This window comes from Streptomyces sp. NPDC033178 (assembly GCF_055577685.1).
This window is the reverse complement of record NZ_JBVIPT010000001.1, coordinates 675,063-687,419: the sequence shown is the minus strand read 5'-3', so window position 1 is coordinate 687,419 and position 12,357 is coordinate 675,063. Positions and strand designations below refer to the sequence as shown.

At 71.9% G+C, this 12,357-nt stretch carries 10 protein-coding genes; 6 read left to right on the top strand and 4 right to left on the bottom strand.

Annotated elements, in window-relative coordinates:
• Positions 1 to 1,653 (bottom strand): PucR family transcriptional regulator, encoded by a 1,653-nt coding sequence (locus tag ACZ5VQ_RS03325; RefSeq protein ID WP_469103430.1) that lies wholly within the window; start codon positions 1,651 to 1,653, stop codon positions 1 to 3.
• Between the two features lie 240 nt (positions 1,654 to 1,893).
• Between ACZ5VQ_RS03325 and ACZ5VQ_RS03320 the strand changes: the two genes are divergently transcribed.
• The 3 genes from ACZ5VQ_RS03320 to ACZ5VQ_RS03310 all read left to right on the top strand — a co-directional run bounded on the left by ACZ5VQ_RS03320 (position 1,894) and on the right by ACZ5VQ_RS03310 (position 7,579).
• A complete protein-coding gene (locus tag ACZ5VQ_RS03320; RefSeq protein ID WP_469103429.1) occupies positions 1,894 to 3,153 on the top strand; it encodes an aspartate aminotransferase family protein in 1,260 nt (419 codons plus the stop codon).
• Positions 3,154 to 3,275: 122 nt separating this feature from the next.
• Positions 3,276 to 6,131 (top strand): FAD-binding and (Fe-S)-binding domain-containing protein, encoded by a 2,856-nt coding sequence (locus tag ACZ5VQ_RS03315; protein WP_469103572.1) that lies wholly within the window; start codon positions 3,276 to 3,278, stop codon positions 6,129 to 6,131.
• 5 nt (positions 6,132 to 6,136) lie between these two features.
• Entirely contained in the window at positions 6,137 to 7,579 is a 1,443-nt protein-coding gene (locus ACZ5VQ_RS03310; protein ID WP_469103571.1) for an NAD-dependent succinate-semialdehyde dehydrogenase, read from the top strand.
• 66 nt (positions 7,580 to 7,645) lie between these two features.
• Here the strand turns inward: ACZ5VQ_RS03310 and ACZ5VQ_RS03305 are convergent, their stop codons facing one another.
• Positions 7,646 to 8,062 carry a hypothetical protein gene (locus ACZ5VQ_RS03305; RefSeq protein WP_469103428.1) on the bottom strand — a complete coding sequence of 139 codons (417 nt, stop codon included), beginning with the start codon at positions 8,060 to 8,062 and terminating at the stop codon, positions 7,646 to 7,648.
• A gap of 105 nt (positions 8,063 to 8,167) precedes the next feature.
• Here ACZ5VQ_RS03305 and ACZ5VQ_RS03300 point away from each other — a divergent pair, with 105 nt between their 5' ends.
• Positions 8,168 to 8,641: a DUF5990 family protein gene (locus ACZ5VQ_RS03300; RefSeq protein ID WP_469103427.1), complete on the top strand. Its 474-nt coding sequence runs from the start codon at positions 8,168 to 8,170 to the stop codon at positions 8,639 to 8,641.
• Positions 8,642 to 8,745: 104 nt separating this feature from the next.
• Positions 8,746 to 9,504 carry a nuclear transport factor 2 family protein gene (locus tag ACZ5VQ_RS03295; protein WP_469103426.1) on the top strand — a complete coding sequence of 253 codons (759 nt, stop codon included), beginning with the start codon at positions 8,746 to 8,748 and terminating at the stop codon, positions 9,502 to 9,504.
• Between the two features lie 17 nt (positions 9,505 to 9,521).
• On the opposite strand, the gene ACZ5VQ_RS03290 is transcribed toward ACZ5VQ_RS03295, so the two are convergent.
• Both ACZ5VQ_RS03290 and ACZ5VQ_RS03285 read right to left on the bottom strand, forming a co-directional pair.
• A complete protein-coding gene (locus ACZ5VQ_RS03290; RefSeq protein ID WP_469103425.1) occupies positions 9,522 to 10,472 on the bottom strand; it encodes a hypothetical protein in 951 nt (316 codons plus the stop codon).
• Positions 10,473 to 10,571: 99 nt separating this feature from the next.
• Positions 10,572 to 11,018: a hypothetical protein gene (locus ACZ5VQ_RS03285; RefSeq protein ID WP_469103424.1), complete on the bottom strand. Its 447-nt coding sequence runs from the start codon at positions 11,016 to 11,018 to the stop codon at positions 10,572 to 10,574.
• Between the two features lie 223 nt (positions 11,019 to 11,241).
• On the opposite strand from ACZ5VQ_RS03285, the gene ACZ5VQ_RS03280 reads away from it, so the two are divergent.
• Positions 11,242 to 12,291: an ArsR/SmtB family transcription factor gene (locus ACZ5VQ_RS03280; protein WP_469103423.1), complete on the top strand. Its 1,050-nt coding sequence runs from the start codon at positions 11,242 to 11,244 to the stop codon at positions 12,289 to 12,291.
• The last annotated feature ends 66 nt before the right edge of the window (positions 12,292 to 12,357 follow it).

The following is a 12,357-nucleotide window of genomic DNA, read 5'->3' as shown; positions in this document are numbered from 1 at the left end:
TCAGCCCAGCCGGGACACGTCGAGCGCGATGAGGGCCACGTGCAGCTCGGTCCGGTGTTCGCCGGATTCGAGGTCGAGGTCGAGCAGCCGCTCGATGGTGTGCAGCCGTTGGTAGAGCGTCTGCCGGGACAACTCGCCCCGGCGTGCGGCGGTGGTCTTGTTGCCGGCGGCGTCCAGGTAGTGGCGCAGCGTCGTCAGCAGGCTGGTGCCGTGCCGGCTGTCGTGGTCGATGAGCTGGGCGAGCTGCCGCTCGGCGAAGCTCTGGACGCGTGGGTCCTGGCGCAGCGCGTACAGGAGGTGCCGAAGGCCGATGTCGGACAGCTCGTGGAAGGGCTTGTCCGTGGAGTGCGGCAGGGCCGCCTCCGCGACACGCGTCGCCTCTCGGAAGGAACGGGCCGCGCGGGAGAGGTCGGTGACCTCGGAGCCGACACTCACGACGGCCCCCGGGTCCAGGTTCAGCGCGGTGCGGGCGAGCTGTTCGACCGTGGGCCGCCAGGACCCCGAGGGGCGCAGGGACAGCAGCACGCCCACACGTCCGGGGGCCAGTTCGCCCACGAGGGCAGGCACGGTCACCGTCCGCAGGTCCTCGGCCAGCCGGGTTTCGAGCTCCTCGCCGCCCGGGTGGGTGCGGGTGTCGATCAGGACGGCGAGGAAGCGGCACTCCTCGGTGGGCAGGCCCAGCGCGGCGGCGCGGGCCCGGGCCTCGTCGGGGGAGCGGTGGCGCTGCTCGGCGATGTCCCGCAGCGTGGTGCGGTGAGCGCTTCGCTCCCAGGTCGTGGCATGGATGAGACGGGCGATGGTCAGGGTCATCGCCGTCCGTTCCAGCACGGCCACGTCCTCGGGGCCGAACGAAGGGGTACGGGGGGTCCGGGCCGGTGCGGGGAGCATGATGACCCGGCCCCAGGGTTCGCCGCGGTACTCCACCGGTGCCACGAGCCAGTGTTCGGGACCGAGCACCTCCGTGTGGTCGCAGGGAGGCGTCGCCCGGGAACGCCGCTCCCACCCGGTGAGCGACTCCTCCACGGTACGGCCCGAGGGTTCGCAGATCACCGCATGGTGAACCAGGTTCTCCAGCACGACGGTGTGGCCGCTCGTCTCCGCCGCCGCCCGGACCACCTCCTCCGGGGAGGCGCCGCGCAGCGTCAGCGCGGTGAACGCCTCGTGGATCTGCTGGGTCCTGCGCATCGCGTGCATCTGGTTGCCGACGATGAGCGCGTGGACGACCTGGGTGACCTCAAGGAAGTTGACGTCCTTGGACAGGGTGACGAGCGGCAGACCGCGGCTCCGGCAGGCGTGCACCAGCGCCTCGGGCGGACGGTGGTACCGGCGGACCAGTTCGATCACGAGGGCCGCCGCCCCGATGTCGGCGAGTTCGTCCACGTACCGCCGCACCTCGGCGGGCTGTTCGGGCAGCGGCATACCGGTGGTGAGCACGAGCTCCCCGCCCTTGAGGAACGAGGCGGGATCCGTGAGCTCGGTGATGTGCACCCACTGGACGCGCCGGTCGAGACCGGACTCGCCGGCGACCACCCGGGGCTGACCCGCGGCCAGCACGGGAAGCCCCAGCACGTCGCCCACGGTGAGGGGACGACCCGTCACGGCCTCCGGCTCGTCCCCGTACGACGGTCCGGCCGTCCGGCGTTCCTCACTCACGGTGCCTCCATACGCGCCCGGCCACTCTGACAAGCCCCCGGCCACCTGCGCAAGGTCGGCCCGAGGGCCGTTGACCGGGCCGTTGACGACGTTCCCCGCCCGAGGAGGTTGACACAACGTCCAAATGCCGTGCCCGGAGCGGACAGATCAGACGTTGTGACTGCCCGGCTCCCTGGAAATGCTGAAGACGCCGAGCGAGAAACGACCGAGCGACAACCGACACACCGCCGGGAGACGAACATGACCACACTGTCGCCGCACCTTCGCCAGGCCACGCCCGTGGTGGCGGTCCGGGGCGAGGGCGTCCACCTGTACGGGGAGGACGGCCGCCGCTATCTCGACTTCACCGCCGGCATCGGTGTCACCAGCACCGGCCACTGTCACCCCAGGGTCGTGGCCGCCGCCCAGGAGCAGGTCGGCACGCTCATCCACGGCCAGTACACGACGGTCATGCACCAGCCGCTGCGGCAACTGGTCGACAGGCTCGGCGAGGTGCTGCCGACGGGGCTGGACAGTGTGTTCTTCATGAACTCCGGAAGTGAGGCGGTGGAGGCCGCGCTGCGCCTGGCCCGACAGGCCACCGGCAGGCCGAACGTCCTGGTCTGCCACGGCGGTTTCCACGGCCGGACCGTGGCCGCCGCCTCCATGACCACCTCCGGCACCCGCTTCCGCTCCGGCTTCTCACCGCTGATGAGTGGGGTGGTCGTCACCCCCTTCCCGACGGCCTACCGGTACGGCTGGGACGAGGAGACCGCCACCCGCTTCGCCCTCCAGGAACTCGACTACACGCTCCAGACGATCTCCTCGCCCGACGACACGGCCGCCGTCATCGTCGAGCCGGTCCTCGGCGAGGGCGGATACGTGCCCGCGAACCGGGCCTTCCTCGAAGGGCTGCGCGAGCGCGCGGACCGCCACGGCTTCCTGTTGATCCTGGACGAGGTCCAGACGGGAGTGGGCCGCACCGGCCGCTTCTGGGGCCACGACCACTTCGGCGTCACCCCCGACATCCTGGTCACCGCCAAGGGGCTGGCCAGCGGCTTCCCGCTGTCGGGCATCGCCGCCTCCGAGGAACTGATGCGGAAGGCCTGGCCGGGCTCGCAGGGCGGCACCTACGGCGCCAATGCCGTCGCCTGCGCCGCGGCCTGCGCCACCCTCGACGTCGTACGCGACGAGAAGCTCGTCGAGAACGCCGAGGCGATGGGAGACAGGCTGCGGGCCGGTCTTGAGACGGTCGCCGCGAACACCCCCGGCGTCGGGGACGTACGAGGGCTCGGTCTGATGCTCGGGACCGAGTTCGTGACCGAGGACGGGCAGCCGGACTCCGCGACGGCCGCGCGTGTGCAACGGGCCGCGGTGGACGAGGGGTTGCTCCTGCTGCTGTGCGGGGCCTGGAACCAGGTCGTACGGATGATCCCGGCGCTCGTCGTCGACGAGACGGCGATCGACGAGGGGCTGCGGGCCTGGTCCGCCGCCGTGGAGACCGGAACCTCGGCGCCGTGACCGCTGGGCCGGACCCTCGCACGGGCCACGAGGCGGCGACGCTGCCACCTCGCGGGCCCGGCTCGGCGGCGCCCGGCGGCACCGAGGCGCTGTCGCGGCTGCTCGCCGGTACCGCCCCCGGGATGCGGGTCGACACCGGCGGCCGGACCGCCGCCTACGCGTACGACGCCTCCAACTACCGGGTGCCGCCACGGGCCGTGGCCTTCCCCCGCTCCGCCGCCGACGTCGCAGCCGTACTGAACGCCTGCCGGGAACTGGGCATCCCCGTCACGGCACGCGGTGGCGGCACCAGCATGGCGGGCAACGCGATCGGCCCGGGCGTCGTCCTGGACTTCTCCCGCCACATGAACCGCGTGCTGGACATCGACCCCGCGGCCGGTACCGCCACGGTCGAGGCCGGAGTGGTGCTCGACGAACTGCGGACGGCCGCGGTGCGGCACGGGCTGACCTTCGGCCCCGACCCGTCCTCGCACAGCCGGTGCACGCTCGGCGGCATGATCGGCAACGACGCATGCGGCAACCGGTCCGTACGTCACGGGCGGACAGGCCGCCACATCGAGTCGCTGGAGATCGTCACCGCCGACGGCGTCCACGCGATCGCCGACCACGGCGGCCTGCGCGCGGCCGATCCGGCGGACACCGCGTCCGTCGAGCGTGTCGCCCGACTCGCCGACGAGATACGGCAGTTGGTCGCGGGCCATCTCGCAGTCATCCGGACCGAACTGGGCCGGATCCCGCGCCAGGTCTCCGGCTACCAGCTCCAACACCTGCTGCCCGAGCACGGCTTCGACATGGCCCGCGCCCTGGTCGGTACCGAGGGCACCTGCGCGGTCGTCGTCGCCGCGACCGTCCGCCTGGTGGCGACGGCTCCGGCCTCGGCCCTGCTGGCCCTGGGCTACGACGATGTCGTGGACGCCGCCGAGGACGTACCGGAGATCCTGCGCTGGTCGCCCACCGCGGTCGAGGGCATGGACGAGGCCATCGTCGCGACCATGCGCGCCCGCCGGGGAACGGACTCCGTCACCGGGCTGCCCGGCGGACGGGCCTGGCTGTACGTCGAACTCGACGGCGACGAGGAGGAGTTGGTCACCGCCCGCGCGGCCGAACTTCTCGACACCCTGAAGGCGCGCGGGCGGATGGCCGACGGGCGGCTCGTGTCGAGCCCGGGGGAGCGGCGGTCCCTGTGGCGGGTCCGCGAGGACGGCGCCGGTCTGGCCGCCCGCCTGCTGGACGGCGGCGAGTCCTGGCCCGGCTGGGAGGACGCGGCCGTCGCCCCGGAGGACCTGGCCGACTACCTGCGGGACTTCCGCGCGCTGCTGGCCGTGCACGAGTTGACCGGCGTGCTGTACGGGCACTTCGGCGCGGGCTGCGTCCATGTCCGCGTCGACTTCGACTTCGCCACGGACACCGGCCGGGCCGCCGCCCGCCGCTTCCTCCAGGAGGCGGCCGCGCTGGTGGTCCGGCACGGCGGCACGCTCTCGGGCGAGCACGGCGACGGCCGGGCGCGCGGTGAGCTGCTGGAGGTGATGTACAGCGACCTGATGATCCGGGCGTTCGCCGCGTTCAAGCGCGCCTTCGACCCGGAAGGGCTGCTGAACCCGGGCGTCATCGTGGCACCTGCCGCGCTCGACGCCGACCTGGCCCTGCACGGCCCGCCGGCACCGGACGGCCGCCCGACGCTCTTCACCTTCCCGCACGACGAGGACGGCTTCGCGGGCGCCGCACGCCGCTGTGTCGGTATCGGCCGCTGTCGCTCCGACGCGTCGGCCGGCGGCGTGATGTGTCCCAGCTACCGCGCCACCGGCGACGAGAACGACTCCACCCGGGGCCGGGCGCGGGCGCTCCAGGAGATGCTGCGCGGCGAGACCGTCCACGAGGGCTGGCGCTCGACGGACGTCCGCGACGCCCTCGACCTGTGTCTGTCCTGCAGGGCCTGCTCCACCGACTGCCCCGTCGGCGTCGACATGGCCACGTACAAGGCGGAGTTCCTGCACCAGCACTACAGGGGGCGAATCCGGCCTCGTTCCCACTACTCGCTCGGATGGTTGCCGCTCACCTCGGCCCTGGCCGGCCTGGTCGCGAGGCCACTGAACGCGCTGCTCCGCGGGCCCGTCGGCAGGCTGCTCGCGCGGGCGGGCGGCGTCACCGGGAAACGTACGATCCCCTCCTTCGCCTCCCGGCGCTCGCTGCGGTCCGCCCTGCGTACGGCTACCACTGACGAGCCGAGCGCGCTGCTCTTCGTCGACAGCTTCACGCGCGCCTTCCGCCCGCAGGTGGCCGGGGCCACCGCACGCGTGCTCGCCGACGCCGGGATACCCAGCGCCCCGCGGGACGGTCTGTGCTGCGGGCTGACCTGGGTCAGCACCGGTCAACTGTCGGTGGCGCGGCGGGTCATGGCCCGTACCGTGGCCCGGCTCGACGGCGGATCCGACAGCGAGCTGCCGATCGTCGTGGCCGAGCCCAGCTGCGCCGCCGCGCTCAGACGCGACGTGCCCGAGCTGCTCGGCACCGAGGCCGCCCGGCGGGTCGCGGCCCGGGTCCACACCCTGACCGGCGCGTTGACCGATCTCGCCGCGCCCGGCTGGAGCCCGCCCCCGCTGCCGGATTCGGTGCTGCTGCAGACCCACTGCCACGAGTACGCGACTTTCGGCAGCCGCCGTCCCCGCGATCTGCTGTCCCGCCTCGGGATACCCGAGGTGACCGAGGCGGAGGGCTGCTGCGGCCTCGCCGGGAACTTCGGCTTCGAGGAACAGCACTACGACACCTCGATGGCCGTCGCCGACCTGTCGCTCCGACCGCACCTCGACGCGGCGGCCGACGGCCCACCGACCGTGGTTGCCGACGGCTTCAGCTGCGCCACCCAGATCGACCACCTCGGCCAGCTCGCGGGCGGCCGGGGAACCCGCGCGGTACATCTCGCGGAACTGCTCGACCCCGCCGCCCCCGCCCGTGCCGACCAGCCTGGAGACACACCGTGAGCATCCTGAACGACGTACCCAAGCAGCTGTTCATCGGCGGCAAGTGGCTGGACGCCGAAGCCGGCGCCACGATGCCCGTGGACGACCCGGCGACCGGCGAGATCCTCTGCCAGGTCGCCGACGCCGGACCCGAGGACGCCCGGCTCGCCGAGGAAGCCGCCGTCGCGGCACAGGAGGAGTGGGCCCGTACGGCGCCCCGCGCACGCAGCGAGATCCTGCGCCGCGCCTACGAGATCATCCTCTCCCGCACCGACGAGCTCGCCCTGCTGATGACCTCCGAGATGGGCAAGCCGCTGGCCGAGGCCCGCGGTGAAGTGGCGTACGCGGCCGAGTTCTTCCGCTGGTTCTCCGAGGAGGCGGTCCGCATCGACGGCGGCGGCTACGGCGTGCTGCCCGACGGCCGCAACCGGATGCTGCTGACGCGCCGCCCCGTCGGCCCCTGTCTGCTGATCACGCCGTGGAACTTCCCGCTGGCCATGGGCACCCGCAAGATCGGGCCCGCGATCGCGGCGGGCTGCACGATGGTGTTCAAGCCCGCCCCGCAGACCCCGCTGACCAGCCTCGCGCTGGCCGGGATCCTCCGCGAGGCGGGCCTGCCGGACGGCGTGCTGAACGTCGTCACCACCTCACGGGCCGACAAGGTCGTCGAGCCGCTCCTGAGGGGCGGCCGCATCCGCAAGCTGTCCTTCACCGGCTCCACCCAGGTCGGGCGGATCCTGCTCGCCCAGTGCGCGGACACCGTCGTACGCGCCTCGATGGAGCTCGGCGGCAACGCCCCGTTCATCGTCTTCGACGACGCCGACCTCGACGCCGCCGTGGACGGCGCGATGATCGCCAAGATGCGCAACATGGGCGAGGCGTGCACGGCGGCCAACCGCTTCTTCGTGCACAGTTCCGTGGCGGACGAGTTCGCGGTGCGGCTCGCCGAACGCATGGGGGCGCTCGTCGTGGGCCCCGGCACCCGGGAAGGCGTGGACGTGGGCCCGTTGATCGACGACGCGGGCCGCGCCAAGGTCGAGGAACTGGTCGCCGACGCCGTCGGGCGAGGCGCCCGGGTGCTGGTCGGCGGAGCCACTCCGGAGGGGCCCGGCCGTTTCTATCCGCCGACCGTGCTGGCCGGTGTGGACCCGGGCAGCCGGCTGATGGACACGGAGATCTTCGGGCCGGTGGCGGCGATCCTCACCTTCGACGACGAGGACGAGGTGATCCGCGCGGCGAACGACACTCCTTGGGGGCTCGTCGGTTACGTCTTCACCGCGGGCCTCGACCGGTCGCTGCGGGTCAGTGAGCGCCTGGAGGTCGGCATGGTCGGCCTCAACACAGGGCTCGTGTCCAACCCGGCCGCCCCCTTCGGAGGCATCAAGCAGTCGGGGCTCGGCCGGGAGGGCGGCCGGGTGGGGATCGACGAGTTCCTGGAGTACCAGTACCTGGCGATGCCGGTGACGTGACGGGCATCGCGCCCACCTCGCGCCCGGTCCGCCGCTGCGGCCCGGGCGCGCACGGGTGCGTACGGCTCAGGGGCGCGGGTCGGTTCCGTCCAGCAGAGCTGCGACGTTCTCGGCCGTCTTCCGGCCGGCCCGCTGCTTGATCAGGCCCTCCTTCGCGACGGCCCGCACATGGATCCGGGCCGCCCACTCGCCCGCGCGGGTCACGTCCACGGTGATCACCACCGGGTTCATGGAGAGGGCTCCGCCGCCGGTGAGCACGCGCAGGGTCACTCGGTCCGTCGTCGCTTCCAGGACGACCGGATGTGCACCGCGGGCCATGCCGAAGAGCAGCGTGCGGACGCGTTCGACGGCCGTGTCGAAGTCCAGCGGCAGCTCACGGTCGGACTCGCCGACGTCGTTCCTCATGAACCGGGAGGCGAACTTCCCACCGGGATTGATGCTGCCGAGGGCTTCCGCCAGAAGCCTGTCCTCCGGCTGCTGCATTCCGCCTCCCACTTCTGTGCCTGCCCGGCTTCTGTGCCTGCCGGTCGAGGCAGTTCGCCAAGAGTGCGCCACTCATCAGGGGTTTTCAACGCGATGATGGCAGGTATGCGCATCCGAATCGACGCCGTCGACCTGCCCGGCCGTACCTCCGCCGCCCCCGCCGACGGCAAGGTCCCGGCGTACGACAACATCCATGTCGCCGTCCAACGCCGTGACCGTCCGGCCGAACTCCTCGAACCGCACCCGGGCGACGCCAAGGCGGCGACCTGGATCCTGGAGTGCACCGCGGTCACCTCACCGACCGGCACCGAGATCAAAGGCCCCTACGTGCAGGACCGGCTGGGGCGCCGGTTCATCTACCTGTCCTGGGGCACGGTCGACGAGTCCGGCGTCTTCAGCATGTTCCGCCGCGCCAAGCTGATGCTCGACGTCGTCCCGGAAGAGGTACTCGCCGCGGCCGCCCGCGACGGCGTCCTGGTGGCCCGCCTCGGCCTGACCGACGCACAGGGCGGTCCCCTGTGCGCCCGGGTCGAGCCTCCGCACATCACATGGACGGCCGAACCCGCCGAGGCGGCCTGACCGGCCGCACACAGGAGATCCCTGCGGAGTGTCGATTCGGCGTACCGCTGTTCGTCGGTGGGGTGCAGGGGCTCACAAGGGCCTCGTCAATACCTGGAGGAAACATGAAGTACATGCTGCTGGTCTGCGGAGACGACACCGCCGACGCCTCCGGAATGGCCCCCGTCGAACCCTGGGTCGAGGAGCAGGGCGTCCAGCGCGGCGTGCGGCTGCACGGCCACCGTCTGCGGCTGCCCGCCGAGGCGGTCACCGTGCGGGTGCGCAACGGCGAAGTGCTGCGCACCGACGGACCGTTCGCGGAGACGAAGGAGTACGTCGCCGGGTTCGACATCCTTGAGTGCGACAGCCTGGAGGAGGCCGTCGAGGTGGCGGCGAAGCACCCCGTGGCGACCATCGGGGCCATGGAGGTGCGCGCGTTCTGGGAGGACGGGAACGCCGAGGAGGAGATCCGCCGCCTGGACGCGGAACTCACCGCCGCCGGCCGTGAGCGGGACTTCGACCGGGCGATGGCCTGCTACGCGCCGGACGTCGAGGTGTTCCACCCCGTGAGCGGTCTGGAGCAGCGCGGGATCGAGGCACTGCGCAAGGCCGAGGAGATGTGGTTCTCCACGCTGGCCGGGCCGGTGGAGCGCGAGGTGCTCGAATTCCGTGTACGGGTCGACGAGAGCATCGCGTTCAGCCACGCGCTCGTACGGATGCGCGCCACGCTGGTCGGCGGTGGTTCGCTGGACACCACGGCGCGGGTGACCACCGGCTACCGTGCGGCGGGCGACCGCTGGCAGATCGTCCACCAGCACACGTCCGTTCCCTTCGACGCGGGTATCACCGACGCGGGTATTACGGGGGCCTCCGCAGCCGGATGAGGACCGGTCGAGCGCCGTCAGTCGGCCCTCAGTACCCGGCCCGCGTTGGTCACCTGCCTGCGGATGTCCCGCTTGATCGCGGCGAGTTCCCGGGTCTTCGCGCTCATCGCCCGCCGCTGGTAGGCCGCGTCGACCGAGGACCAGACGCCGATGACGTTCGTCTCGCGTTTGCACCGTACGTCCGTGCCGGCCAGGGCGATCTCGGCCCGGGTGGCCTTCGGACCCGTGAACTCGGGGTCCCTGCCCGGCACTTGGGTCGGATCGGCGTACTGGTGGCCGTGTCGCTTCATACAGCGCGACCAGGCGCGGAAGACCTCCACCACCCGTGGATCCTTCTGCGAGTCGCTGTAGCTGCCGATGTTGATCTTGCCGACGAGCTCCCGGTTGCCGATCTTCTCGGGGTCGCCCGACAGGGCAGCCGTTGCCTCGCCCTGGCATCCGCCCGCCGGAACGGCGCGCCCGCGTTCGTCCCTGGCCGCCGGGGTGCCGTCGTCGCGGAGGCCCGTCAGGAGGAGCATCTCTTCGGGCCCGGGCTTGGGCGCCGTGCTCTTCTCCTTGGAGCGACTCGGTGCCGTGCCGGGTGCCGGGTGGTATCCGTACCGCGCGGCGGTCCGAGCGTCCGTGATCCCGTACCGGTGCGCCGTGTTGGCCGGATTCAGCGTGCCGGTGTCCGGTGCGGTTCCGGTGGGGACGGGCCAGCGGTGGCCGAAACGCTCCATGCAGGACGCGGTCAGCACCGCCCGCGCCCGGAACAGCCGGGCGACCTGCCGGTCGGTGAACAGGTAGGGCTCGATGGGCAGGACCAGCGATCCGACGCCGAGCATCGTCGGCACCCCGGTCACGGGAGGCGGACCGGATGCCGTCGGCCTCGGCTCGGCAGCCTGTCCCTCCGCACAGCCCGCGAGGGCGGCGCACAGGGCGACCGCGGCCCCGATCCGCAGTGTGTGCTGCCTGGTTCGCGCCCGCATGTCATGTCCCCCTTGTGTGTGCGGCCGTACGAAGGCCCGTACGAATGGGCTCGTACGGAAGGGCCCGTCCGAAGCTCTCGGACGGGCCCGAGCCCGATGTCAGCCGACGTACCACCAGCTCATCGAGGCGTTGTTGTTCCGCACACCGCTGTTGAGCTGCCGGGCGTTGCCCGGGTAGAAGTCGTCGTAGGGAGCGCTGCCGCTCGCGTTGTAGTTCTCGTTGTAGTAGATCCGCGCGGCATAGTTCGCGTCGTTGTTCCAGGCGCGGTTCACGTTGTTCTTCACGCGCTGGCCGCTGCCTTCACCTCCTGCGGCGAAGGTGTGCCCGGCGAAGTCGCTGACCCAGCCCGCGTACTTGCTCCAGGAGCTGTTGCCGGACGCGCTGTAGTACAGGTAGATGTTGCCGTCCCAGGCGGCGCGCTGGGTCTGGGCCGGCGCGGACGCGTCGGCCTGGGCGGATGCCGGGGCGGTGGCCAGGACGGTGGTCCCGGCGACGAGAGCTGCCGCGACCGTGAGGGAACCGACCATTCGACGTGCAGTTGTCACGAAGTCCTCCGTTTGCCTACGGGCGGCGACGGAAACCGTCGGCAGCTTCCGTCGCCGTTCCCCCGTGGTGCCTGGCCCTGAAACTAGGCCCGGTCCGGGAGCTCACAGGAACTGTTTCGGCCGTCGCCGAAAGACCAGGGCTGGCGGAATCGGAGCTATCGCAGTCCTGCGTTCGTCGGCAAGAGTGGGGCGCCTGGGGTAGCAGCCTTTCGGGGGGAAGCTGATGCTGCGTATCCATTTCAGTGCGGAGGACCTCGGCCGGATTCGTCTGGCTACCGGGCCGGATCCTGCTTGGGAAGCCCTGCTCAGCCTTCATGTGCTCGGCGGTCCCGATATCGATGTCGAGTTGCGGCGATGGCGCACGCACGTCCGGACGTCGCTGGACACGGCCGCACGGCCGCTGCTGCATCTCGTTCCGCCGCGCGGGTACTCGCCCGACTTCCTGACACCGGCAGAGGGGACCACCGACCCCGAAGCAGCCGTCGACATGATCCTGTCCACCTCGCACGTTCGCCTGCGGACGGACGTGGCGACCCTCGGCCAGCAGCGCAGACTGCCTTCGTGGGCGGCCGCACTCGCCTCGGGTCTGCCCGCGGCGAGACGGGGTCTGGGCACGGCCCTGCGCCGGTATCACCGGCAGGCGCTGTACCCGTACTGGACACAGATCAGCGCGTCGGTGGACGCCGAACGGGCCCTGCGCGCCAAGGCGTTCCTGGCCGGCGGGACCGACCGGCTGCTGAGCGGGCTGCACCCCACGGTGCAATGGCGTGCGCCGGTCCTGCAGGTGTCCTATCCCGAGGACCGGGACGTGTACCTCCAGGGGCGCGGACTGCGGCTCGTGCCGTCGTACTTCTGCCGGGGGAGGCCCATCGCGCTGCGCGACGGCTCGCTCTCCCCGGTGCTGGTGTATCCCGTGAACCGCGGCATCGAGTCCTTGCGGCCCGCCGGTGCCGTGGGGAGAGCGAGCGCACTCGACCGGCTCCTCGGCCGCACCCGGGCGGCGACCCTCGCCACGATCGCGGAGGTGGAGAACGCGACCGGCAACGAGATCGCCCGCCGACTGGCCATCTCGCCCGCCTCCGTCAGCGAACACGCGACCGTGCTGCGGGACGCGGGCCTGATTCACAGCCTGCGCGTACGCAACACCATGCGGCACACGCTCACGCCACTGGGCACGGAACTCCTGGAGGGCCGGGCGTCACGGCCTGCCGACGCGGCAGAGCAGCGCGACTCGGACGGTGCGGCGCGAGCGCTTGCTCCGTCGACCAGATGAGCAACTCGGGCTTTGCGACGAGCAACTTGGGCTTCAGAGGGCGGCTGACAGCGGCTTCGGGGGCCG